The following is a 23,716-nucleotide window of genomic DNA, read 5'->3' as shown; positions in this document are numbered from 1 at the left end:
CATAACGTAGTCCCTGGGTCCGACATCGTGACCGGGGTTCAGGAAAACGTATGACGCACGCAGATGGTTCCTGTTGATTCGTCCGAACTTCCCTACCCCGCGGGTGAGTCGGGATCCGGGTGATCGTCCGCCGACGGCCCCGGGGGACCGGGGCGACTGCCGTAGAGGTCGCTGTACGAGGGGTAGCAGCCCCCTTCGGGGCGGCCGTCCACGCTCCGAGCTGCCCGGACGGCCTTCACGATGGCGCGCGCGAGCACGTCCGCGCCGGCCGCCAGCAGCTCGTTGAGCGCGATCGGATTCTGCGGATCCAGCGGCCGGGCGCCGGTGGCCAGTGCGAAAACGGTGTCCCCGTCGGTGAGCAGATGCACGGGGCGGACGGCGCGCGCCAGTCCGTCGTGCGCCGTACCCGCGAGCTTCTGCGCCTGGGCCCGGGCGAGGACGGCGTCCGTGGCGACGACGGCGAGCGTGGTGTTGAGCGGAGGCCGCGCCTCCGCCTCCCGGGCCTCGGTGAGGCGCCGCTCCGCCGCGCGGAGGACCTCGGGCGCCGGGCGCACCGGAGGTTCGGCGGCGCCGTACTCCCCGTACAGCACCCCGGTACGCGGATCGACCACCGAACCCGCCGCGTTGACCACGACGAGCGCGCCCACCGTGATCCCGGAGGCCAGCCGGATGCTCGCGGTGCCCACGCCGCCCTTGAGGCGGCCGGCGACCGCGCCCGTGCCGGCGCCCACGGTGCCCTCGGCCACCGGCGCCCCCGGCTCCGAGGCCGCCGCGTCCTCCACCGCCGCGCGGCCCGTCGCGGCGTCGGGGCGGGCCCGCCAGTCGCCGCCGCGCCCCAGGTCGAAGACGCAGGCGGCGGGGACCACCGGCACCACCTGCGCCGGATCGGGGCCGACCCGCACCCCGCGCCCCCGCTCCTCCAGCCAGGCCATCACACCGGACGCCGCGTCCAGGCCGTACGCGCTGCCGCCCGTCAGCACCACGGCGTCGATGCGCTGCACCAGATTGCGGGGATCGAGCGCGTCCGTCTCCCGGGTGCCGGGGCCGCCACCGCGTACGTCGACGGCCGCGACCGCACCGCCCTCGGGGGCGAGGACCACGGTGGTGCCGCTCAGCGCGCCCTCGCCCGGCACCTGCGCGTGGCCGACGCGCAGCCCCGCGACATCGGTCAGCGCGTCGAGCGGACCGGTGGCATCCGGGCCCGGCGTGTCCGGACCGGACGCGTTCCGCGGGGCGGCGGGGGCCACCGGCCTTCGGGGTTCTTCCGTCATCACGTGCTCCTCACTGCGCGAGCCGTCGCCGGCCGTCCATGTGCGCTCACCCGGCCACGGCGGGCCGCCGGGACAGCAGCTCCCCCGCGGCCACGGTCGCCGCGGCCACCAGACCGGCGGCGAACACCGCCCACCCGCCGGCGAACGTGCAGGCCAGGATCGCCAGCGCGGCGACGGGGAGAGGAAGTTGCTCCGCGAGGTCGCGCTTGAAGTGGCGGGCGTGCAGCGCCCACACCGTGAGCAGGAAGAGTGCGGAGGGGATGGTGACCGCGGCGGCGGCCACAGTGTTTGGGACATGGGCCTTGCCCACGGCCTCCTCCACCGCGACCTCGATGCCCGCGCCGATGGCGGCCGCGGAACCGAAGATCAGGTAGTGCCCGTATCCCCAGATGAACGCTTCCCTGCTGCCGCGCAGGTAGTCATGGATCGGCACGGCGAAATAGATCCACCACGCGGAGAAGACGATCAGCAGCCCGCCCGCGGCGATCGGCAGCAGTTCGCCGAGCGCGTCGTGCTCGTACACCGCCTCCTGGACCGCGACCGTGGCCGCCGCGATGGTCTCGCCCAGCACGATGATCGTGAACAGCCCGTAGCGCTCACCGATGTGGTGCGGATGCCAGCTCGTGGAGCGGTCGCGCTCGGCGAGCGCCGGAACGGACAGCTCCGCCAGCACCAGCACGACGAAGACGGCGGTACGGGCTCCGCGCGACCCGGCGGGCACCAGCAGCATGGCGATCCAGCCCAGCTGCACCACCGAGATCCCGACGGCGTACCGCAGCGCCACGCGCCGCTCCCCGTCCTGGGTGCGGTGCGCGGCGCGCAGCCACTGGCTGGTCAGCGCGAGCCGCATCACCACGTACCCGATGACGACGACCGTCCAGTCGCCCGCGTCGAAGGCGCGCGGCACCCCGGCGGCGAGGACGAGCACACCGGTGATCTGGACGAGCGTGACGACGCGGTACAGCGGATCGTCGGTGTCGTAGGCCGAGGCGAACCAGCTGAAGTTGACCCAGGCCCACCAGATCGCGAAGAAGACGGCCGCGTAGCTGCCGATTCCGGTGAGGGCGTGCCCTTCGGCGACGGCATGGACCAGCCGCGCGCCCGCCTGGGCCACGGCGACCACGAAACAGAGGTCGAAGAAGAGTTCGAGCGGGGTCGAGGCGCGATGTTTCTCGGTGCGGCTGCGAGCCGTCATTACGGGCATGGGAGCCAGCACACCAGACGGGCTCGGCCACGCCGCAGGGGGCACGCCCCGGATGGGCGGCGGGGCTCACCCGGCTGAGCCGTAAAACAGGACCAACCATCATATAAGGTCCTACGGTGACGGGGTGACAGAGCCGCCCGAGCCCGCCGCAGCAGCCGCGCAGCCCGCCCCCGGTGCCCGCACCGGCTCCGCGGGAACGCCGGGCACGCCACCGCCCGGCGGGCCCCCGGCCGCCGTGAGGCCGGGCGCCGGGCGCCGCTCCGTCACCGGCCGTGCGACCGCGGCCGGTGTCGCCGTCTCCGCCCTGCTGATCCTCGCGATCGTGTTCGGCAGCCGGCTGCTGGAGAACTTCGACTCCGCCCTCCTCCCGTACGCCGTCGCCACCGTCTTCCTCGCCTTCGGCGTCGCCTACCGCTACACGGTCTGGGTCTCCGCGCCCGGCGCCCGACGGCTGTTCAAGCAGGGGTGGCGGAGCTTCTTCTCGGTGGCCAATTTCCGCAAGGCCCCCACCGCGCTGCCCCGGATGATCGCCACGTACCTGGGCTTCCAGAAATTCCTCGGCGCCCGCTCGCACGCCCGCTGGGCCGCCCACCAGCTGATCTTCTGGGGCTGCATCCTCGCCGCTCTGATCACCTTCCCGCTGACCTGGGGCTGGTTCACCTTCACCTCGAACAGCGGCTCGGGGCCCGGCTACGAGATGCGTATCTGGGGCTTCAGGATCATCGGATTCGACTCCCTGGACATCCTGGGCTGGCTGATGTTCCACGGACTGGACATCGCCGCCGTGCTCGTCATCCCCGGCGCCTCGTACTTCCTGTGGCGCCGGATGAAGGACCGCGGCGCCATCACCGGCCAGCGCTTCGCCTATGACCTGGTGCCGCTGATCGCTCTCATCGTCATCTCGGTGACCGGTCTGCTGCTCACCTTCTCGTCGATCTTCCTGCACGGCGGTGGATACGAGTTCCTGGCGGTCCTCCACATGGTGTCGGTGGTCTTCACCCTCATCTACATCCCGTTCGGGAAGTTCTTCCACATCGTCCAGCGCCCGGCCGCGGTCGGCATGCAGCTGTTCAAGTACACCTCCCGGCAGGACCAGGAGGTGCTCGGCTGCCGCCGCTGCGAGGAGCCCATCGACACCGGGCCGTACGTCGACAACCTCCGCGGCACCATGCGCGACCTCGGCCTCGGCTTCGACGAGTGGGCCGAATACTGCCCGCGCTGCAAGCGGGTACTGCGAGGCAGTGCCTATCTCTCCCAGGTGAAGAAGGGCTTCAAGTGACCGTGGATCCGCGTGCGGCCGGCCCCGGCACGGCAGACCCCCGTACAACCGGCCCCCGTGCGGCCGTTCCTCTCGATCCCTCTCTCGCCCCGCCCGGCACCCGGGCCTTCCGGGACGCGGGCGGTATCCCCGCCGACCGGTGGCGCGCCGACCAGGAGGGCGAGACGCTCGTCCCCACCCACTGCTGCTTCTGCGGGGTCCAGTGCGGGATGTATCTGCGCGTCGACCGCGGGGGCAAGGTCTTCGGCGTCGAACCGCGCAACCACGACATCAACCGGATGCGGCTGTGCCCGAAGGGAATCAACGCGTACCAGCAGGTCAACCACCCCGACCGGCTCACCGCACCGCTGATGCGCCGCTCCCGTGACGAGGACTTCCGCGAGGTCTCCTGGGACGAGGCGCTCGACTTCACCGTCGCCGAGATCAACCGCATCCAGCAGAGCTACGGGAACGACGCCTTCGGGCTGCTCGGCGGGGCCAGTCTCTTCTCCGAAAAGACCTATCTGGTCGGCAAATTCGCCCGGGTCGCCCTCAAGTCCCGGCACGTCGACTACAACGGCCGGCTCTGCATGGTCAGCGCCGCGGGCGCCAACAAACTCGCCTTCGGCATCGACCGGGCCGGCAACCCCTTCTCCGACATCCTGCTCACCGACTGCCTGCTGATCGCCGGCTCCAACGTCGGCGAGTGCTTCCCCGTGATGACCCAGTACGTGTGGGGAGCCCGGGACCGCGGCGCGAGCCTGATCGTCGTCGACCCGCGCGAGACGGCCATCGCCCGGACCGCCGACATCCACGTCGCCCTCAGGCCCGGCACCGATTCGGCCTTCTTCAATTCCGTGCTGAACGTGGTCGTCGAGGAGGGGCTGACCGACGAGGCCTATCTCGCCGCCCATGCCACCGGCTGGGAGGAGGTGAAGGCCAAGGCCGCCGAGTACCCGCCGGCCAGGGCCGCCGAGATCTGCGGCGTCCCCGCCGAACAGGTCGTCCAGGTCGCCCGCGCCTTCGCCCGCGCGCCCAGGGCCATGGCCTGGCACGCCCGGGGCATCGAGCACCACTCGCAGGGTGTCGAGAACTGCCTCAGCGTGATCAACCTCTGCACCGCCACCGGCCACATCGGCAGGCCCGGCGCCGGCTACGGCACCATCACCGGGCAGGGCAACGGGCAGGGCGGCCGCGAGCACGGCCAGAAGTCCGACCTCCTGCCCGGCGGCCGGTCGATCATGAACGAGGAGCACCGCAGGCAGATCTGCGAGATCTGGGGCATCGAGGAGTCCGAACTCCCGCCCGCCGGAACCTCGATGATGGAAATGGTCTGGCAGATGCAGCGCCGCGAGATCCGCGGCCTGATCGGCATCTGCAACAACCCCTTCGTCTCCCTTCCCCACTACAAGGTGGTCAAGGAGGGGTACGACGCCACAGAGTTCCACGCGCAATTCGACTTCTTCCTTTCCGAGACCGCCGCCAACGCACATGTCGTCTTTCCCGTCACCACCTGGGCCGAGGACGACGGGGTGATGGCCAACGCCGAGGCCCGGGTCGTCAAGCACAACAAGGCGCAGGACCCGCCGCCCGGCGTACGGACCGACACCTGGGTGATGTGCGAACTCGCCAGGCGTCTCGGCTCCGGCGACAAATTCGACTTCGCCGATTCCCGGGCCGTCTTCGACGAACTGCGGACCGCCTCCGCCGGCACCGTCAACGACTACTACGGCATCACCTACGAACGGCTGGAGGAGACCGGCGGGATCGCCTGGCCCTGCCCCTCCACCGACCACCCCGGCACCCCTCGGCTCTTCGAGGACGGCAGGACCTACCACCCCGACGGCAAGATCCATCTGCAGGTCGTCGAGTGGCACCCGCCGATGGACCCGTACGACGACGAGCACCCCATGTCGCTCACCACCGGACGGACCGTCGCCCACTTCCTCTCCGGCAACCAGACCCGCCGTCTGGGTGCCCTGGTCGAACAGACCCCGCGCCCCTGGGCCGAGCTCCATCCCTCCCACGGCTTCCGCAACGGCGAACCGGTCCGCGTCGTCACCCGGCGCGGCAGCGAGGTCTTCCCCGCGCTGGTCACCGAGGCGATCCGCCCCGACACCGTCTTCATCCCGTACCACTGGCCCGTCCCCACCGCGGCCAACGCCCTCACCAGCGACGCCCTCGACCCCCGCTCCAAGATCCCCGAGTACAAGGTGTGCGCCTGCCGTATCGAGCACGCCGGGACGATCGACGAAGTCCCCGCACCCCCCGTCGCACCCGGCCACGTCAGTTACCCGGAGACCCAGGTCTCCCGTACCGACCCGCTGCCGCCCACGGCCCCCCAGGGGCGTGGCACCTCGGAGAGGAGCTGACCGCCGCATGATGGGCAGAACGATCTTCATCGACCCGGGGCGCTGCATCGGCTGCCAGGCCTGCGTCTCCGCCTGCCGGGAGTGCGACTCGCACCGCGGCAAGTCGATGATCCACCTCGACTACACCGACGAGGGCCAGTCCGTGGCCTCCCTTCCCACGGTCTGCATGCACTGCGAGGACCCGGTCGCCCCGTGCGCCGAGGTCTGTCCCGCCGACGCGATCCTGGTGACCGCCGACGGTGTGGTGCAGCAGGCCGACACCACCCGCTGCATCGGCTGCGCCAACTGCGTCAACGCCTGCCCCTTCGGCGTCCCGAAGATCGACCTCCGGGCGAAGCTGCAGATGAAATGCAACCTCTGCTACGACCGCACCGCCTACGGCCTCGCCCCCATGTGCGCGACCGTCTGCCCGACCGGAGCGCTGTTCTACGGGACCGTCGAGGAACTCCAGGCCGAGCGCCCCGGCGTCCAGGTCGCCGACACCTTCACCTTCGGCCGGAGCGAGGTACGCACCGGCGTGGCCATGGTCGTCCCTGCCGACCGGATGCGGTGGCCGGTGCCCGGTGGTCTTCCTGTCGTCGAGATCAACGGGAAGGACGTCCGCCGATGAGCGCCACCGACCGGTCGTCCTCCGGCGATCCGCGCGAAGCCCTGCACGACCGGATCGCCGCCGACTCCCTCACCACCCGGCGCGACTACCTCCGGATCGTGGCGACCGTCTCCGGCGGGCTCGCCGTCGGCGGACTCGGGGTGGCGAGCGGAATCCTGCCGCGCCACGGCGAGCCCGACGACGCCAAGGCACCGGCGCCGAAGCGGATCGCCGCCCAGCTCCTGCCCGGCGAGTCCCTCGCCTTCCACTACCCGGAAGGGGAGGACCGGGCGGTCGCCGTCCGGCTGGACGACGGCACCCTCGTCGGCTACTCCGCGATCTGCACCCATCTGGCCTGTGCCGTGCTCTGGCGCAAGGACCGAGGTGCCGAGGGGGAGCTGTACTGCCCCTGCCACGAGGGCATCTTCGACGCCCGCACCGGTGAGGTCACCGCCGGGCCACCGCCCCGCGCACTGCCCAAGGTGGTGCTCACCGAACAGCCCGACGGCAGCATCTGGGCGGTCGGCACGACGCGCTCGGGCGAGAGCATCGAGCACGGCCTGTGCCGACAGCTCGACCAGGACCGCCCGGACCTCGCCTCCCGTATCGGCTGTCCCGCCGTCAAGGGCGGCGGCGCGGAGGGCCCGTCGCTCGGGGCCGGGGCCGAGACCTCCGGCAGGCGGCCATGACCGACGCCCGGCAGTCCAGCAGCCAGGAGCCCCCGGAGCCCGGGGCGTACCCGGAGTACCACCCGGGAAGTGCTCGCGCCGAACTCAACCGCCCCATCCACGAGCGCTATCCGCAGATCCGTGCCACCAGCGGCTACGGCGACCCCCGGGTCCGCCACACCGGCCCGGGCCCGGGGGCGGGCACCGACCAGGAGCCCGAGCGGTCCTCGAAGCTGACGGCCCGGCTGGCCCTCGCCATGACGGTGGTCGTCGGACAGCTCTGGGGTCTGACCGTCGTCATCGACGCATGGATGGAGGGGCACACCGGCACGGCCTGGTGGGGCGCCGGCTTCCTCTGCCTGTCGTTCCTCGTCGTCCTCGGGCTCTGGCTGATCGATCCGAAGGACCGCTGACCACCGCCGTACCCTTGACGTATGAGCACCGCCCCCGCCCCCGGCCCGCGCGATTCGAAGCCCTCCCAGTCGGAGCGGCCGAAACCGAAACCGGCTCTGATCTTCGACGATCCGCTGGACCAGCAGTCCTCGGACGATACGGACCGAGGGTGGGGCGAGCGGGCCCCGGCCGGTGGCAGCGCCGCCGATCTGGCGCGCTTCCTCGACGAGAAGCCGCCCCACCACATCTGATCCCCCTGCTCCGTGGTGGTCCGGTGGCGGTGCCGCCGGTTTCCGAGCCACGCGTCGCGCTACTGGTCGTGACCTCGGCCGGGGTCCTGTCCGGGGGTTCCGCCCGGGCCGCCGCGCTGCAGGACGAGGGCGTCGCGGATCTCCTTCAGCACCTCCAGCTCGCTCACCTCCAGCGTCTCCTGCACCCCTTCCTTCGCGGCCTGCATCGCGGCCCGCCTGGCGAGGTACTTGGCCATGGGCAGGACCATCAGGAAGTAGACGACGGCAGCCGTGATCAGAAAGCCGAGGGTGGCGCTGAGCACCGAACCCCACAGGATCCGGATGCCCTCGGTCGCCTCGCCCGTCTTCGGGTCCGTGACGCAGGGGCCCTTGAGGCAGGAGCTGTAACTCTCCAGGTCCTTGGTGCCGAAAGCACCGACCAGCGGGTTGATGACTCCCTTGACGATCGAGTTCACGACCTGGGTGAATGCGGCGCCGATGACGACGGCGACCGCCAGATCGATGACATTGCCGCGCATCAGGAAGGCTTTGAACCCTTCCAGCAGACCGGCCTTCTTCTCGCTCACGGATGAGCCTTCCTTCGCGTGTGCCATAGGCGGAGCAAACTCCTGCGCAACTTACGGCAGTACGCATGAAAACCACCCAATCCGAAGGTTTGACCAGGTGACTTGACCGATCACTCGTGCGAATCAGCACAGGGTCACCGCCAGTTGGGACGAGATGCCCGCACCGGCCAGCGCGGTGGCCGTGTCCCGGGGGACGGAGAGCACGATCAGCGCTCCGCCCTGGGCGGAACCGTCGGCCGGGCCCTGCGGCACCTCCGTCACCCGCGCGCCTCTCGCCAGCACCCGGGCCCGGGCTCCGGCCCCGCTTCCGGTGCCGCCCTCCCCGGAGGCGATCACGTCGACGCGGTCACCCGGCCGCAGGAGACGAACCGCCCCCGCATCCGCGATCCGGACCGGAGCGGACACCGGCCGAGCCGTTCGCCGGGCCTCGGACGGCGCCGGGACCGCCTCACCCCCGGCCCCCGCCCCGTACGCGGCATCACCGCCCGCGCCCGCGCCGCCACCGCCCAGCCCCGTGGCGGCGAGCGCGGCAGCCGTCAGGGCCAGCCCGGCGGCCAGGGCACGACGCTGCCGCCACAGCGCCCGCCGCAGTCGGCGCCCACCACCCCCGCGCACCCGCAAGGGCTCGAACACGGGCACACCACAGGGCGGCGGCGCCGGTGACGCGGACGGCCACGGGGACGACGGGGAGGATGGGGAGGACGCGGAGGACGGGGACGACGGAAACGTGGACGACACCGACGACACGGACGGCATGACGGACGACGGGAACATGGCCGACACCACCTGACATGAGGAGTTCCGGACGAACACCCCTCACGATCCACCGTCCGCGAGATCCCCGCCGCAGCCTGTGGACGGCCACGGCGTTGTGGACAACTCCGTCACCCACACACGCCACAGCCATCCGCAGCCTGTGGAAGGCCACGGAGTCGTGGACAAACTCCGTCAACCACACACGCCACGGCCATCCCGCCGCACGCGCTAAGGCAGCTCGATCCCCGTCTCCAGGCCGTCCAGCGCATGCGAGCACGGGCAGTCCCGGTCCGCCTCCGCCGGCAGTGCGGCCACCACGTCGAAGAGGACCGAGCGCAGCCGGTCCACATTGGCGGCGAACACCTTCAGCACCTCTCCGTGCGAGACGCCCTCGCCGGCCTCCGCACCCGCGTCCAGGTCCGTCACCAGGGTCGTCGTCGTGTAGCAGAGGCCCAGTTCACGGGCGAGGACGGCCTCCGGGTGACCGGTCATCCCGACCACCGACCACCCCATGGCCGCATGCCAGCGCGACTCCGCCCGGGTCGAGAAGCGCGGCCCCTCGACAACCACCAGCGTCCCGCCGTCCACCGGCTCCCAGCTGTTCGCCCGCGCCGCCGCCAGCGCGGCCCGGCGCCCCTCGGGGCAGTACGGATCGGCGAAGCCCAGATGCAGGACGTTCGGCTCCGCCCCGTCGGCCCGGACCTCGCCGTCGTAGTACGTCTGCGTCCGGGCCTTGGTGCGGTCCACCAGCTGGTCGGGCACGAGCAGGGTGCCCGGCCCGTACTCCGGGCGCAGGCCGCCCACCGCGCACGGGCCGAGCACCTGACGCACGCCGACGGAGCGCAGCGCCCACATGTTGGCCCGGTAGTTGATGCGGTGCGGCGGCAGGTGGTGGCCGCGTCCGTGGCGGGGGAGGAAGGCGACCCGGCGGCCGCCGACCTCGCCGAGGAAGAGGGAGTCGCTCGGCGGTCCGTACGGGGTGTCCACGCGCACCTCCGTGACGTCCTCCAGGAAGGAGTACAAGCCCGAGCCGCCGATGACACCGATCTCTGCGTTCACCATGTGATCACAGTAGCGGCGCGGAAAAACGCCGGGAGCCCCGCCGAACGTATCGACGGGGCTCCCGGCGGAAGCGCGGTGCGGTGTGCGACTCAGGCGGCCGACGAGCCGCTCTTCGAGGAAGAGGAGGCGGAGGCCGAGGAGGAGGACGCGGACGACTTCGAGTCGGATCCCGTCGACGTCGACGTCGAGGACGTGGACGACGAGGAGTCGGACGACGAAGCGGAACCGGACGTCTTCGCCGAGGACGAAGACGGCGTGCTGCTCGACGAGGAGCCGCGGCTGTCGTTCCGGTAGAAACCGGAACCCTTGAAGACGATGCCGACCGCCGAGAACACCTTCTTCAGGCGTCCGTCGCAGCTCGGGCACACGGTGAGGGCGTCATCGGTGAACTTCTGCACCGCCTCGAGGCCCTCGCCACATTCGGTGCACTGGTACTGATAGGTCGGCACTTGCTCCTCCTGGCACTCTGACTCAATGAGTGCTAACGACGCTCCATACTGACGTATTCCGCAGCATCAGTCCACCGTGACCGGCTTCCGGTGACCGACACCACGTGCCACGGTCCGTCCCGAGGCGGCGGGCGCGAGCCTCGAACGCAGCCCCACCAGGGTGATCAGGGCCAGTACGGTCCCGGCCAACGGCACCAGGAATCCGGTGCTGGCTCCGTGGGCGTCCGCGAGCCGTCCGGCGACCGTCACCGCCGCGGCCTGGCCGAGCGCGACCGAGCCCGTCAGCCAGGTGAACGCCTCGGTCCGGGCGGACCCCGGCACCAGGGCCTCGACCAGCGTGTAGCCGCTGATCAGGGCCGGGGCGATGGAGAGGCCGACCAGGAGCCCGAGCCCGGCCAGCAGGGGCACCGAGTGCACCGCCCACAGTCCGGACGCGGTCAGGGTCAGGGCCGCGTACCCGACGATCAGCCGCCGTCGCGGACCGCTCTTCCAGGCGATGGCACCGCAGGCGATCCCGGCGAGCATGTTGCCCGCCGCGAAGACGCCGTACATCAGGCCGTTGGCTCCCGGGCGGCCGATCTCCTCGGCGAAGGCGGTCAGCGAGACCTGCATGCCGCCGAAGACCGCGCCGATCCCGAGGAAGGCGACCGCGAGCACCCGTACGCCCGGTACGGACAGCGCGGAGGCGTGCCGCTGGGAGGTGCCGGAGGCGGCGTTGCGGACCGTGGGCTGGGTGCGGTGCTGCGCGGCGAAGAGCAGCCCGCCGACCAGGGTCAGCGCGGCCTCCGTGATCAGGCCGGCTGCCGGGTGGACCCCCGTGCACAGCGCGGTGGCGAGCACGGGGCCGATGACGAAGGTGAACTCGTCCGTCACCGATTCGAAGGCGGCCGCGGTGGACATCAGCGGCGAGGCCTCGCGGTCCGGTGTCGGGCCGAGCACGGCCGCCCAGCGGGCCCGCACCATCGGCCCGACCTGCGGGACGGACGCACCCGTCGGCACGGCCGCCACGAACAGCGCCCACAGGGGCGCGTCCGCCAGCGCGAGCGCCGTCAGCACCGATACGGACGCGGCGTGCACCAGGACCCCGGGCAGCAGCACGGCACGCTGGCCGAAGCGGTCGGCGAGCTTGCCGGTCTGCGGGGCGAACAGGGCCATGGAGACACCGGTCACGGCGGCGACGGCGCCCGCGCTGCCGTACGAACCGGTGGTGTGCTGGACCAGGAGCACGATGCCGATGGTCAGCATCGCGAAGGGCTGCCGTGCGGCGAAACCCGGGAGGAGAAAAGTCCACGCACCCGGGGTGCGCAGCAACTGCCCGTAACCGGGGCGGTCGGTGACCGTGGACGCCACGGTCCATGCCTTTCTGCCGCCTGGTGGCCGGGCTCCCGCGGCGGCCGGCACCGTGGGGTGCGGGTCCGTTCGTGCGGGTGCTGCCGAGAGCTGTCCTCTTCGCGCGGGACTGCGGTAGATGCCGGGCGCTCAGCAGAGGCGGAGGACGCCACGACCGCCATACGGTCGCGCCAGCTCTGCATCAGGCAGAGTTGGTCGTTCTGATTGGTCGATCGGGTCGACCGGCCCCGTCGTTGGGGGCGGTCGATTCCCTTCATGATACAGGCAGGGGTCCTTGCGCCCCTGCGATTGTGCGCAAGGACTCCCTGCAAGGCCTGCACCCGCAAGGCCTGCACCCGCAAGGCCACGCGACCGCAAGGCCACGCGACCGCAAGGCCACGCGACCGCAAGGCCACGCGACCACAAGGACGCAGCAGCCGCAGAGGCCGGAACCGCACCGGACACCGACGCCCTCAGTGGTGCGTCTTCGGCCCGTCGGTCTTCCCCAGCCGCTTCACGGCCTTCAGCGCGTGCGTCACGTCGTGCACCACGTCGTGCCCCGCATGGGATCCCGCAGGGCTCTCGCCACCGCTTCTGCCGCCGGGCCCCAGCCAGCCCGCGAGCTTGCCGTTCTCGCCGACCGCGCGCAGCCGTTCCTCCGCCGCGTCGCGCACCGGATCGGTGGCGACCACCAGCAGCTCGTCGCCGCGCCGCAGCACGGTCGAGGGCGCCGGTACGAAGCTCTTGCCGTCCCGTACGACGAGGGTGACGGCGGCCCCGGAGGGCAGCCGCAGCTCACCGACCTCCACGCCGTGCATCTTCGAGCGGGACGGGATCGCCACCGAGAGCAGATGCCCGCGCAGCCGCTCCAGTGGTGCCGACTCGATGCCCAGGTCGGCGGCCTCGGCCGGGTCGTCGGCGATCTTCAGGGCCTTCGCCAGCCAGGGCAGCGTGGGCCCCTGGATGAGGGTGTAGACGATCACGAGTACGAAGACGATGTTGAAGACACGGGTGGAGCCCTCGACCCCGGCGACCATCGGGATGGTCGCCAGGATGATGGGCACGGCGCCGCGCAGCCCCGCCCAGGACATCAGCGCCTTCTCCTGCCAGGGCAGCCGGAACGGCGCCAGCGAGATGAAGACCTCCAGCGGACGCGCCACCACGGTCAGCACCAGGCCCACCACCACCGCGGGCCAGAAGTCGTCGAGCAGGTCGTGCGGGGTGACCAGGAGCCCGAGCAGCACGAACATGCCGATCTGGGCCAGCCAGCCGAGCCCGTCGGCGAAGCCGCGGGTGGCGGGCCAGTGCGGCAGCTTGGCGTTGCCGAGGATCATCGCGGCCAGATACACGGCGAGGAAGCCACTGCCGTGGACCAGGGCGCCGGCCGCGTACGCGGACACCGCGATCGCCATCACGGCGATCGGGTAGAGGCCGGAGGCGGGCAGCGCCACACGGCGCAGTCCGAACGAGCCGAGCCAGCCGACGGCGATCCCCATGGCCGCGCCGATGGCGAGCTCCAGGGCTATCTCGCCGATCAGTACGTACCAGCTGTCCACCGCTCCCGTGGTCGAGAAGGCGACCACCAGGATCACCACGGGGGCGTCGTTGAAGCCGGATTCCGCCTCCAGCACACCGGTGACCCGGGCCGGCAGCGGCACCTTGCGCAGCACGGAGAAGACCGCGGCGGCGTCCGTCGACGAGACGACCGCGCCGATGATCAGCGACTGCCGCCAGTCCAGGCCGACCAGGTAGTGCGCCCCGGCCGCCGTGACGCCCACGCTCACCGCGACACCGACCAGCGAGAGCATCACCGCTGCGGGCAGCGCCGGTTTGATCTCTTTCCACTTCGTGCCCAGGCCGCCCTCGGCGAGGATCACGACCAGTGCGGCGTAGCCGATGACCTGGGTCAGTTCCGCGTTGTTGAACTTGACGTCGAAGATGCCGTCCTGCCCTATGGCGATCCCGATGCCGAGGTACAGGAGCAGGCTGGGGAGCCCGCTGCGGGACGAGATGCGTACCGCCGCCACCGCGACGAGCAGTACGAGCGAGCAGACGAGCAGGAGTTCGTTGAGCGTGTGGACAGACAGTGGCCGTTCCTTCCCTGCGTACGCCTGCCGGGTCGATCGACCTTCGGCATCGACCTTCGGCATCGACCGATGGCGGCCGGTACTTCGTTACCTTACCTAATCTTTAACGTTTTCTTGACGCGTTCGAGCATCCGTACGATCGCTGCGCAATTCGAATCATCCCGATACCGCGTCAGAGCTGTCCCGGCGCTGCGCCTATGGTTGCTCCTGCACTCCCAGGACCACCTGCCCCTCGAAGGACAGCGATGCCCGCCAACTCAACCGCCTCTTCCGCCTCCTCCGGTGCCCCCGGTGCGAAGACCGGCAGGAAGAAGGGGCGACGTGCCCGCCTGATCGTGATCGTTCTGGTGCTGGCGCTCGTCGCGGGTATCGGATACGGGACGTTCTGGTCCGTATCCACCGTGCGGGCCTCGTACCCGCAGACGACCGGGTCGACGAAGCTCGACGGCCTCGACGGCAGCGTCGACGTCAAACGCGACAGCTACGGGATCCCGCAGCTGTACGCGGACTCCGATGCCGATCTCTTCCGCGCCCAGGGCTTCGTCCAGGCGCAGGACCGCTTCTGGGAGATGGACGTCCGCCGTCACATGACGGCCGGCCGGCTCTCCGAGATGTTCGGCTCCGGACAGGTCGAGACGGACTCCTTCCTGCGCACGCTCGGCTGGCGCAAGGTCGCGCAGGAGGAGTACGACAACGTCCTGTCCGAGGACACCAAGAAGAACCTCCAGGCGTACGCGGACGGCGTCAACGCCTACCTCAAGGGCCGCGACGGCAAGGACATCTCCGTCGAGTACGCGGCCCTCGGCTTCACCAACGACTACAAGCCCACCGAGTGGACCCCGGTCGACTCGGTCGCCTGGCTCAAGGCCATGGCCTGGGACCTGCGCGGCAACATGCAGGACGAGATCGACCGCTCGCTGATGACCAGCAGGCTCGACGCGAAGCAGATCGAGGACCTCTACCCGGCGTACCCGTACGAGAAGCACCGGCCGATCGTCGACCAGGGGGCGGTCTCCCCGGTCACCGGGAAGTTCGACCCGGCCGCGACCCCGTCCGACACCACCGGCTCGAACACCGCGCAGGGCGCCACCGAGGGCCTGAACACCCAGCTCTCCGCGCTCTCCGACACCCTCGACCAGATCCCGGCGCTGCTCGGCCCGAACGGCAACGGCATCGGGTCCAACTCCTGGGTGGTCTCCGGCGACTACACGACGACCGGCAAGCCGCTGCTCGCCAACGACCCGCACCTGGCGCCGCAGCTGCCCTCGCTCTGGTACCAGATGGGCCTGCACTGCCGCGAGATCACGGCGAAGTGCCAGTACGACACGGCGGGCTACACCTTCTCCGGCATGCCGGGCGTGATCATCGGTCACAACCAGGACATCGCCTGGGGCTTCACCAACCTCGGCGCGGACGTCACCGACCTCTTCCTGGAGAAGGTGTCCGGCGACGGTTACCTGTACGACGGCAAGGTCAAGCCCTTCACCACCCGTGAGGAGACCATCAAGGTCGCGGGCGGCAAGGACCGGAAGATCACCGTCCGGGAGACCAACAACGGCCCGCTGGTCTCCGACCGCAGCAGCGAACTGGAGACGGTCGGCCAGAAGGCCCCTGTCGCCAACGCGGCCCCGGACCGGGCCGACGGTTACGCGGTCGCCCTGAAGTGGACGGCGCTGGACCCCGGCAAGTCCATGGACGCCGTCTTCGAGCTGAACCGGGCCAAGGACTTCAAGACCTTCCAGGCGGCGGCCGCGCACTTCGAGGTCCCCTCGCAGAACCTCATCTACGCCGACACCGACGGCAACATCGGCTACCAGGCGCCCGGGAAGATCCCGGTCCGTCTCAAGGGCGACGGCACGATGCCCAGCCCCGGCTGGTCCTCGAAGTACGGCTGGGAGAAGGACCCGATCCCGTTCGACGAGCTGCCCTACGAGTACAACCCGAAGCGCGGCTACATCGTCACCGCCAACCAGGCCGTCGTCGACGAGAAGTACCCGCACCTGCTGACCAAGGACTGGGGCTACGGCAGCCGCAGCCAGCGGATCGACGACCTCATCCAGTCGAAGATCAAGGGCGGCGGGAAGATCTCGACCGAAGACATGCAGAAGATGCAGATGGACAACACCAGCGAGATCGCCGCGCTGCTGGTGCCCGAGCTGATGAAGATCAACGTCTCGGACAAGAGCGTCCGCGAGGCACAGAAGCTCCTGGAAGGCTGGGACTACACCCAGGAGTCCGACTCGGCCGCGGCCGCGTACTTCAACGCGGTCTGGCGCAACATCCTCAAGCTGGCCTTCGGTAACAAGCTGCCCAAGGAGCTGCGGGTCAAGGGCGAGTGCCTCAATGTGCCCCGGGCCGGCGGTTCGGGCCCGGTCGACGAGCAGGACAGGCTGGTGCGCGAGTGCGGCCGGCGCGACGCGGACTCCGCCCAGCCCGACGGCGGTGACCGCTGGTACCAGGTGATCGCCCAGCTGATGGACGACCGGGGCAGCGACTGGTGGAAGGCGCCGAGGAGCGGCCGGGACGAGCCGACCGAGAACCGCGACCAGCTCTTCGCCCGCGCCATGGAGGACGCGCGCTGGGAGCTGACCGCCAAGCTCGGCAAGGACATCACCACCTGGAGCTGGGGCCGGCTGCACCAGCTGACCCTGAAGAACCAGACCCTCGGTACCGAGGGCCCCGGACTGCTCCAGCGGGCCCTCAACCGCGGCCCGTGGAACCTCGGCGGCGGCGAGGCCGCGGTCAACGCCAGCGGCTGGAACGCGGCGGGCGGCTACGAGGTCGTCTGGGTCCCGTCGATGCGGATGGTGGTCAACGTGGGGGACTGGGACAAGTCCCGCTGGATCAACCTCACCGGCGCCTCCGGGCACGCGTTCAGCGCGCACTACACCGATCAGACCGACAAGTGGGTCAACGGTGAACTGCTCGACTGGTCCTTCGGTACGAACGCCGTCGCCAAGTCGACGACCGACACCCTGACCCTCAAGCCCTAGGGTCCGTCCGGCGGCTCGCCGCCGGTGTCACCACCACGTCCACGGGGTGGTCGTGCGGTTCCTCCGGGACCCGCGCGACCACCTCGTCGTCGTAGAGCAGGACGATCAGCGCGGGATGCGCCCCGGCCGCGGCGAGCCTGGCGAGCACCCGGTCGTAGCTGCCGCCGCCCCGGCCGAGCCGCATCCCGCGCCCGTCCACCGCGAGACCCGGCAGCAGTACCGCGTCGGCCTCCAGGACCGCTTCGGGGCCGAGCCGCGCGCCGTCCGGCTCCAGCAGTCCGCGGCCGGCCCGGACGAGACGGTCCGCCCCCTCGTACGGCGCCCAGTCCAGATCGTTGTCCGCGAGGAGCACCGGCAGCAGCACCCGCACGCCCCGGGCGCGCAGGGCCTCCAGCAGTACCCGGGTGCCCGGCTCGCTGCCCACCGAGACGTACGCGGCGACGGTACGGGCTCCGGACAGCTCCGGGAGATCCAGTGCGCCCCGGGACAGAACCACCGCGGCGTTTTCCACGTCTTCCCTGGTCAGAAGGCGCCGCGCGGCCAGCAGTTCACGCCGGAGCAGCGTCTTTCGGGACATCTCAGTGCTCAACGGGCACCCCCGGATCTCTCATATGTGCGTATAGCCGTACAAAGTTAACCGGAGCCTCATCTTCCTCACATACGCACCGGTTATCGTTCTGCGCATGACTCAGTCGCACCCCAGGATCAGCAAGGCTGTCATCCCGGCCGCGGGACTCGGTACCCGCTTCCTGCCGGCCACCAAAGCCACTCCCAAGGAGATGCTGCCTGTGGTCGACAAGCCGGCGATCCAGTACGTCGTCGAGGAGGCGGTGACCGCCGGCCTCTCCGACGTACTGATGATCACCGGGCGCAACAAGCGTCCGCTGGAGGACCACTTCGACCGCAATTACGAACTGGAGTCCGCGCTCACCCGCAAGGGAGACGCCGCACGGCTCAAGAAGGTCCAGGAGTCGAGCGACCTGGCCACCATGCACTACGTCCGTCAGGGCGACCCGCGCGGCCTCGGCCACGCCGTGCTGTGCGCCGCGCCGCACGTCGGCGACCAGCCCTTCGCGGTCCTCCTCGGCGACGACCTGATCGACCCGCGCGACCCGCTGCTGGCCCGCATGGTCGAGATCCAGGAGCGCGAGGGCGGCAGCGTCATCGCGCTGATGGAGGTCGCGCCGGAGCAGATCCACCAGTACGGCTGCGCGGCCGTCGAGCCCACCGCCGAGGGCGATGTGGTGCGCATCACCGGCCTCGTCGAGAAGCCCGAGGCGGACGAGGCGCCCAGCAACCTCGCCATCATCGGCCGCTACGTCCTGGACCCCGCCGTCTTCGGGATACTGCGCAGGACCGAACCGGGCCGCGGCGGCGAGATCCAGCTCACCGACGCGCTCCAGCTCCTCGCCGAGGACGAGAAGGCCGGCGGCCCCGTCCACGGTGTCGTCTTCAAGGGCCGCCGCTATGACACCGGTGACCGGAGCGACTACCTCCGTGCCATTGTCAGACTCGCGTGCGAACGTGAAGACCTGGGCCCGGACTTCAAGACCTGGCTCCGCAGTTACGTCACCGAGGAGATGTAGCACTTTGAGCAGCACGATGTGGTCGGTGGACGAGCACCTGGCAGACATTCTCGAAGCGGTGCGCCCGCTCGAACCCATCGAGCTGCAACTGCACGATGCCCAGGGCTGCGTCCTCGTCGAGGACGTCATGGTGGAGATCGCCCTGCCGCCCTTCGACAACAGCTCGATGGACGGGTACGCGGTCCGCGTCGCCGACATCGAGGGCGCCGACGAGGAGTTCCCCGCGGTGCTCACGGTCATCGGTGATGTCGCGGCGGGCAGCGACGGCCTGCCCGGCGACCGGGCCGTCGGCCCCGGCGAGGCCGCCCGGATCATGACCGGTGCCCCGCTGCCGGCCGGCGCCGAGGCCGTGGTCCCGGTCGAGTGGACCGACGGCGGCACGGGCGGCGGCCCCGCCGACACCATGCGCTCCCTGAACGACGCCCCGGAAGGGGCGGGCGGCGAGGTCCGGGTGCACCGCCCCGTCGAGGCCCGCGCCCATGTCCGGGCCCGCGGCAGTGACGTCAAGCCGGGCGATCTGGCGCTGAGCGCGGGATCGGTCGTCGGCCCGCCGCAGATCGGCCTGCTCGCCGCGATCGGCCGCTCGACGGTGAAGGTGCGGCCCCGGCCGCGCGTCGTCGTCATCTCCACCGGCAGCGAACTGGTCCAGCCCGGCGAGGAACTGACCGGCGGCCGGATCTACGACTCGAACAGCTTCGCGCTCACGGCCGCGGCCAAGGACGCCGGAGCGATCGCCTACCGCGTCGGCGCCGTCACCGACGACGCCGACACGCTCCGCGCCACGATCGAGGACCAGCTGATCCGCGCCGACATCGTCGTCACCACCGGAGGCGTCAGCGTCGGCGCGTACGACGTCGTCAAGGAAGCCCTCTCCTCGGTGGGCGACGAGGACGAGCCGGGCAGCGGCATCGACTTCCGCAAGCTCGCCATGCAGCCGGGCAAGCCGCAGGGCTTCGGCTCGATCGGCCCCGACCACACACCGCTGCTGGCGCTGCCGGGCAACCCCGTCTCCTCGTACATCTCCTTCGAGCTGTTCGTACGGCCCGTGATCCGCGCCCTGATGGGGCTGCCGGACGTGCACCGCCCCACCGTCCGGGCCGTGCTGGACACCGACAAGGTGCTCACCTCGCCCTCCGGCAGGCGCCAGTTCCTGCGCGGTACGTACGACGCGGAGGCCGGCACGGTCACCCCCGTCGGCGGCGCCGGATCGCATCTGATCGGCGCACTCGCGCGGGCGGACGCGCTGATCGTGCTGCCCGAGGACGTCACCTCCGCCGAGCCCGGCACGGACACCGAGGTGATCCTGCTCCGCTGATTGCCGGGCAGTGGCGGTACGGTGTCTGGCGCTGTGCCGTCCCGGGGACACCCCCGGGCCCCCGGCCCGCACCCCGGTGCGGGCCCAGCGGGCAACCGGCGCCCTACCGCGAGGCGGAGTTAGTTGAGTACGCAGAACAGGCTGACGCACATCGACGAGGCGGGCGCGGCCCGCATGGTCGACGTCTCGGAGAAGAACGTCACCGCGCGGGTGGCCCGCGCGAGCGGCCGGGTCCTCGTCTCGCCGCGCGTCATCGAGCTGCTCCGCGGCGAGGGCGTCCCCAAGGGCGATGCCCTCGCGACCGCCCGGATCGCCGGGATCATGGGCGCCAAGCGCACCCCCGACCTGATCCCGCTCTGCCACCCGCTGGCCGTCTCCGGCGTGGAGGTCGACCTGAGCGTCACCGACGACGCGGTGGAGATCACGGCCACCGTGAAGACCACGGACCGCACCGGCGTCGAGATGGAGGCCCTGACCGCGGTCTCCGTCGCCGCGCTCACCGTGATCGACATGGTCAAGGCGGTCGACAAGGCGGCGGTCATCACGGACGTACGGGTCGAGTCGAAGTCCGGCGGCAAGTCCGGCGACTACCGGCGCACCGAGGCGGACGGAGCGGACGCATGACCGCGCCCGACGCGGTGGCCCCCGGCGGGCCGGACCGGAACGCGGCGTCCGGAACCGGGCAGTCCGGTGACGCCCGGCAGGCCGAGCCTCCGCTCGGCGGCGCACTGACCGCGCCGTACGCCGCTCTCGTCGTCACCGCCTCCAACCGGGCCTCGGCCGGCGTCTACGCCGACAAGGGCGGCCCCCTGATCTCCGAGGCGCTCACGCAGCTCGGCTTCGCCGTCGACGGCCCGCAGGTCGTGCCCGACGGCGACCCCGTCGAACAGGCCCTGCGCGCCGGAGCGGCCGCCGGCTACGACGTCATCGTCACGACCGGCGGTACGGGCATCTCGCCCACCGACCGCACCCCCGAGGCCACCCGCCGCGTCCTGGACCACGAGATCCCCGGCATCCCGGAGGCGATCCGCGCCGAGGGCCGCGACAAGGTCCCCACCGCCGCGCTCTCCAGGGGCCTCGCGGGCGTCGCGGGCCGCACCCTCATCGTGAACCTGCCGGGCTCCACCGGCGGAGTGCGCGACGGACTCGCCGTCCTCGCCCGTCTCCTGGTGCACGCCGTCGACCAGGTGCGCGGCGGCGATCACCCCCGACCGGGGAGCCCGAGCTGAACGTCTCGACCTGGCCGGTGGTCCTCAGAGACGGCGAGATCGTGCTCCGGCCGATCAAACTGCGCGACCAGCGCATGTGGCGCGAGGTCAACCGGCGCAACCGCGACTGGCTGCGCCCCTGGGAGGCGACCGTGCCGCCGCCCGCCCCGGGCGGACCGGTGGGCCAGCGCCCCACGTACCGTCAGATGATCCGTCACCTGCGCGCCGAGGCCAACGCGGGCCGGATGCTGCCCTTCGCCATCGAGTACGACGGCCGGCTGGTCGGTCAGCTGACGGTCGCCGGGATCACCTGGGGCTCGATGTGCTCGGGCCATGTCGGCTACTGGGTCGACCAGGAGGTGGCCGGCCGGGGAGTGATGCCGACCGCGGTCGCGCTCGCCGTCGACCACTGCTTCCGCACGGTCGGACTGCACCGCATCGAGGTGTGCATTCGGCCGGAGAACAAGCCCAGCAGAAGGGTCGTGGAGAAACTGGGATTCCGTGAGGAAGGCCTGCGCCCGCGCTATCTCCACATCGACGGAGCCTGGCGGGACCACCTCATCTATGCGCTCACCGCGGAGGAAGTGCCCGACGGACTGCTCCGACGCTGGCACCGGTCACGGCCCGGAACGCCACGGGAAATAAAATAAATGTTCGATATTGATCGGCAGTTGACCGATGTCGAACGCACAAACACCCGTGGCTGATCTGAACAATCACAAAAAAAGTCCGTGATATCAGCCGGATCGTGCGACACACCGGGCCAATTGGCGGATGCCCCCGTGCAAACCCCTCTACGGTGTGAGGCGTGAGCAGCAGCGGCCTCATCTACGCAGTCATCGTCGGGGCCTGGGCCGCCTACTTGGTACCGATGTGGCTCCGCAGGCAGGACGAGCTCAACGAAGCCCGTCCGACGGAACGCTTCAGCACCGCCATCCGGCTGCTGTCCGGACGGGCGGCGATGGAGCGCCGGTACGCCAAGGACCTGCGGGAGCGCATCGGCGAGGAGGCGGAGCCCGACGCGGACCCGGACGTCGACACGGACCGAATGGATTCCGTGGACGTCCGGGCCTTCGCCGCGCCCGACGCGCACACCGAAGCCCGGGTGCACGACCCGGCGCGCGCGCGGGAGCGCACCCCCGAGGGGCGCCCCGAACCGGCAAAGGCACAGGCGCGGGCACAGGCAAAGCCCCGGACCAAGGCACCGGCTTCCGCACGGCGCGCACGCCAGCGCCCCGGCGGAACGGACGCCGAGCGCGTCCGGCGGGCCCAGCGCCTTCAGGTCCTCGCGCGCCGTCGGCGCACCACCGTCGTCCTCTTCCTGGCCTTCACCCTCGGTGCGGTCGTCGCGGCGGTCGGCGGCCTCCACTTCCTCTGGGCGCCCGCGGTCCCGGCCGTGCTGCTGAGCACGTACATCGTGCATCTGCGGGCCCAGGAGCGGCGCCGGTTCGCCTTCACCATGGACCGGCGCCGGGCCGAGGTGGCGGCGCAGCATCTGCGCGAGAGCCGCACCCGCAGGCACCAGCCGGCCGCGGCGGCCCCCGCCGAGCCCGACGAGGAGCCCGAAGCACGCCGCCCCGAGCCGGAGCCCGCGCCCGCGGTCTCCCCGCAGGAGGCCGGCCGCCGCGCCCTGGTCGAGCAGACGGACCACGCGGAATGGGTCGACCAGCAGCGCGAGCGTGGCCGGGCCCAGGGCGACAGCTGGGAGCCGGTCCCGGTCCCGCTGCCCACCTACGTCACCGCCCCGGTCGCCCCGCGCGCCACGGGCGGCGTCGAGGTCGGCAACCCGGAGACCTGGAGCGCGGCCCGCTCCAGCGCCGCCGAGCCCACCGGCACCTCGCACCCCGTCGCGCCCCCGGTCGACCCGGCACCACGCCAGCGCACCAGCCAGTCCCGCCGCAGCCGTGACCGGGGCCGGACCCCGCTCTTCGACCAGTACGAGGACGGGGAGCGCCCCAGAGCCGCCAATGAGTGAGCCCGGGCCCGCCGCGCCGCCGCCTCGGCTGACCAGCACGGACCGGATTTCCGAGCACCCCGTTCGGGGTGCTAGAGTTTCACTCGTTGCAAGGGCCTGTGGCGCAGTCTGGTAGCGCACCTCGTTCGCATCGAGGGGGTCTGGGGTTCAAATCCCCACAGGTCCACCGCACACACGGAGATCCCGTCCGATCGAAAGATCGGGCGGGATCTCTGTCGTTCCCGGGGCTTGGTCGTTGCTCGGTGGGAGGCCCGGCTGCGGGAGGCGGCAGATCCCTCCGGCCGGAGGGCGGCCGGGCGGGCCGCGAAAGCTGCGAAAGCAGCGAAAGCTGTGAAAGGACTCCGTACATGACCGAGATCGTCCCCGTGGGCGGCCCCGAACTGA

At 71.1% G+C, this 23,716-nt stretch carries 22 protein-coding genes and 1 tRNA gene; 14 read left to right on the top strand and 9 right to left on the bottom strand.

Annotated features, from left to right (window positions below; all coding sequences use genetic code 11):
• Positions 1 to 92: 92 nt before the first annotated feature.
• Together AB0D53_RS38205 and AB0D53_RS38200 are read right to left on the bottom strand one after the other, a co-directional pair.
• Positions 93 to 1,274: a P1 family peptidase gene (locus AB0D53_RS38205; protein ID WP_362453970.1), complete on the bottom strand. Its 1,182-nt coding sequence runs from the start codon at positions 1,272 to 1,274 to the stop codon at positions 93 to 95.
• A 43-nt stretch (positions 1,275 to 1,317) separates the two neighbouring features.
• Positions 1,318 to 2,475: a low temperature requirement protein A gene (locus tag AB0D53_RS38200; protein ID WP_362453969.1), complete on the bottom strand. Its 1,158-nt coding sequence runs from the start codon at positions 2,473 to 2,475 to the stop codon at positions 1,318 to 1,320.
• A gap of 124 nt (positions 2,476 to 2,599) precedes the next feature.
• Between AB0D53_RS38200 and AB0D53_RS38195 the strand changes: the two genes are divergently transcribed.
• From AB0D53_RS38195 to AB0D53_RS38170, 6 genes are all read left to right on the top strand, one after another.
• Positions 2,600 to 3,754 (top strand): MFS transporter, encoded by a 1,155-nt coding sequence (locus AB0D53_RS38195; RefSeq protein ID WP_362453968.1) that lies wholly within the window; start codon positions 2,600 to 2,602, stop codon positions 3,752 to 3,754.
• Positions 3,755 to 3,879: 125 nt separating this feature from the next.
• Positions 3,880 to 6,105 (top strand): molybdopterin oxidoreductase family protein, encoded by a 2,226-nt coding sequence (locus AB0D53_RS38190; protein ID WP_362454010.1) that lies wholly within the window; start codon positions 3,880 to 3,882, stop codon positions 6,103 to 6,105.
• Between the two features lie 7 nt (positions 6,106 to 6,112).
• Positions 6,113 to 6,715 carry a 4Fe-4S dicluster domain-containing protein gene (locus AB0D53_RS38185; protein ID WP_362453967.1) on the top strand — a complete coding sequence of 201 codons (603 nt, stop codon included), beginning with the start codon at positions 6,113 to 6,115 and terminating at the stop codon, positions 6,713 to 6,715.
• Complete coding sequence (locus AB0D53_RS38180) at positions 6,712 to 7,383, top strand: Rieske (2Fe-2S) protein (protein WP_362453966.1); 672 nt, start codon at positions 6,712 to 6,714, stop codon at positions 7,381 to 7,383. The genes AB0D53_RS38185 and AB0D53_RS38180 overlap by 4 nt, the downstream gene beginning before the upstream one ends.
• The gene (locus AB0D53_RS38175; protein ID WP_362453965.1) at positions 7,380 to 7,775 is read left to right on the top strand and encodes a hypothetical protein; all 396 of its coding nucleotides are present in this window, start codon (positions 7,380 to 7,382) and stop codon (positions 7,773 to 7,775) included. The genes AB0D53_RS38180 and AB0D53_RS38175 overlap by 4 nt, the downstream gene beginning before the upstream one ends.
• A 21-nt stretch (positions 7,776 to 7,796) precedes the next feature.
• Positions 7,797 to 8,006 (top strand): hypothetical protein, encoded by a 210-nt coding sequence (locus AB0D53_RS38170; protein WP_072487377.1) that lies wholly within the window; start codon positions 7,797 to 7,799, stop codon positions 8,004 to 8,006.
• Between the two features lie 59 nt (positions 8,007 to 8,065).
• On the opposite strand, the gene AB0D53_RS38165 is transcribed toward AB0D53_RS38170, so the two are convergent.
• The 6 genes from AB0D53_RS38165 to AB0D53_RS38140 all read right to left on the bottom strand — a co-directional run bounded on the left by AB0D53_RS38165 (position 8,066) and on the right by AB0D53_RS38140 (position 14,195).
• Positions 8,066 to 8,572, bottom strand: coding sequence for an MscL family protein (locus AB0D53_RS38165; RefSeq protein ID WP_362453964.1), 507 nt, complete (start codon positions 8,570 to 8,572; stop codon positions 8,066 to 8,068).
• 123 nt (positions 8,573 to 8,695) lie between these two features.
• Complete coding sequence (locus AB0D53_RS38160; protein ID WP_362453963.1) at positions 8,696 to 9,205, bottom strand: RcpC/CpaB family pilus assembly protein; 510 nt, start codon at positions 9,203 to 9,205, stop codon at positions 8,696 to 8,698.
• Positions 9,206 to 9,556: 351 nt separating this feature from the next.
• Entirely contained in the window at positions 9,557 to 10,390 is an 834-nt protein-coding gene (locus AB0D53_RS38155; protein ID WP_329818460.1) for an S-methyl-5'-thioadenosine phosphorylase, read from the bottom strand.
• An 89-nt stretch (positions 10,391 to 10,479) separates the two neighbouring features.
• The gene (locus tag AB0D53_RS38150; RefSeq protein ID WP_362453962.1) at positions 10,480 to 10,839 is read right to left on the bottom strand and encodes an FmdB family zinc ribbon protein; all 360 of its coding nucleotides are present in this window, start codon (positions 10,837 to 10,839) and stop codon (positions 10,480 to 10,482) included.
• 66 nt (positions 10,840 to 10,905) lie between these two features.
• Entirely contained in the window at positions 10,906 to 12,189 is a 1,284-nt protein-coding gene (locus tag AB0D53_RS38145) for an MFS transporter (protein WP_362453961.1), read from the bottom strand.
• A 452-nt stretch (positions 12,190 to 12,641) separates the two neighbouring features.
• Entirely contained in the window at positions 12,642 to 14,195 is a 1,554-nt protein-coding gene (locus AB0D53_RS38140; protein ID WP_362454009.1) for a potassium/proton antiporter, read from the bottom strand.
• A 305-nt stretch (positions 14,196 to 14,500) separates the two neighbouring features.
• On the opposite strand from AB0D53_RS38140, the gene AB0D53_RS38135 reads away from it, so the two are divergent.
• Positions 14,501 to 17,248, top strand: coding sequence for a penicillin acylase family protein (locus AB0D53_RS38135; protein WP_362453960.1), 2,748 nt, complete (start codon positions 14,501 to 14,503; stop codon positions 17,246 to 17,248).
• On the opposite strand, the gene AB0D53_RS38130 is transcribed toward AB0D53_RS38135, so the two are convergent.
• Entirely contained in the window at positions 17,238 to 17,825 is a 588-nt protein-coding gene (locus AB0D53_RS38130; protein ID WP_362453959.1) for a 5-formyltetrahydrofolate cyclo-ligase, read from the bottom strand. The two genes, AB0D53_RS38135 and AB0D53_RS38130, sit on opposite strands and share 11 nt — an antisense overlap.
• A 106-nt stretch (positions 17,826 to 17,931) precedes the next feature.
• Between AB0D53_RS38130 and galU the strand changes: the two genes are divergently transcribed.
• The 7 genes from galU (at position 17,932) to AB0D53_RS38095 (ending at position 23,498) form a co-directional block, all read left to right on the top strand.
• On the top strand, positions 17,932 to 18,834 hold the full coding sequence (gene galU, locus AB0D53_RS38125; RefSeq protein ID WP_362453958.1) for a UTP--glucose-1-phosphate uridylyltransferase GalU: 903 nt from the start codon (positions 17,932 to 17,934) through the stop codon (positions 18,832 to 18,834).
• A gap of 4 nt (positions 18,835 to 18,838) precedes the next feature.
• Entirely contained in the window at positions 18,839 to 20,149 is a 1,311-nt protein-coding gene (glp, locus tag AB0D53_RS38120) for a gephyrin-like molybdotransferase Glp (RefSeq protein WP_362453957.1), read from the top strand.
• Positions 20,150 to 20,272: 123 nt separating this feature from the next.
• Entirely contained in the window at positions 20,273 to 20,773 is a 501-nt protein-coding gene (gene moaC, locus AB0D53_RS38115) for a cyclic pyranopterin monophosphate synthase MoaC (protein WP_362453956.1), read from the top strand.
• 104 nt (positions 20,774 to 20,877) lie between these two features.
• Positions 20,878 to 21,378 carry a MogA/MoaB family molybdenum cofactor biosynthesis protein gene (locus tag AB0D53_RS38110; protein WP_362454008.1) on the top strand — a complete coding sequence of 167 codons (501 nt, stop codon included), beginning with the start codon at positions 20,878 to 20,880 and terminating at the stop codon, positions 21,376 to 21,378.
• Between the two features lie 17 nt (positions 21,379 to 21,395).
• Positions 21,396 to 22,007 (top strand): GNAT family protein, encoded by a 612-nt coding sequence (locus AB0D53_RS38105; protein WP_362453955.1) that lies wholly within the window; start codon positions 21,396 to 21,398, stop codon positions 22,005 to 22,007.
• Between the two features lie 158 nt (positions 22,008 to 22,165).
• Positions 22,166 to 23,332: a gephyrin-like molybdotransferase receptor GlpR gene (glpR, locus tag AB0D53_RS38100; RefSeq protein ID WP_362453954.1), complete on the top strand. Its 1,167-nt coding sequence runs from the start codon at positions 22,166 to 22,168 to the stop codon at positions 23,330 to 23,332.
• 92 nt (positions 23,333 to 23,424) lie between these two features.
• A tRNA-Ala gene (locus AB0D53_RS38095) sits at positions 23,425 to 23,498 on the top strand.
• Positions 23,499 to 23,716 lie beyond the last annotated feature (218 nt).

The sequence above is a fragment of the Streptomyces sp. NPDC048295 genome (assembly GCF_040652135.1).
GTDB lineage: Bacteria > Actinomycetota > Actinomycetes > Streptomycetales > Streptomycetaceae > Streptomyces.
The sequence above is the reverse complement of the archived record's forward strand: the minus strand, read 5'-3'. Positions and strand labels throughout refer to the sequence as shown.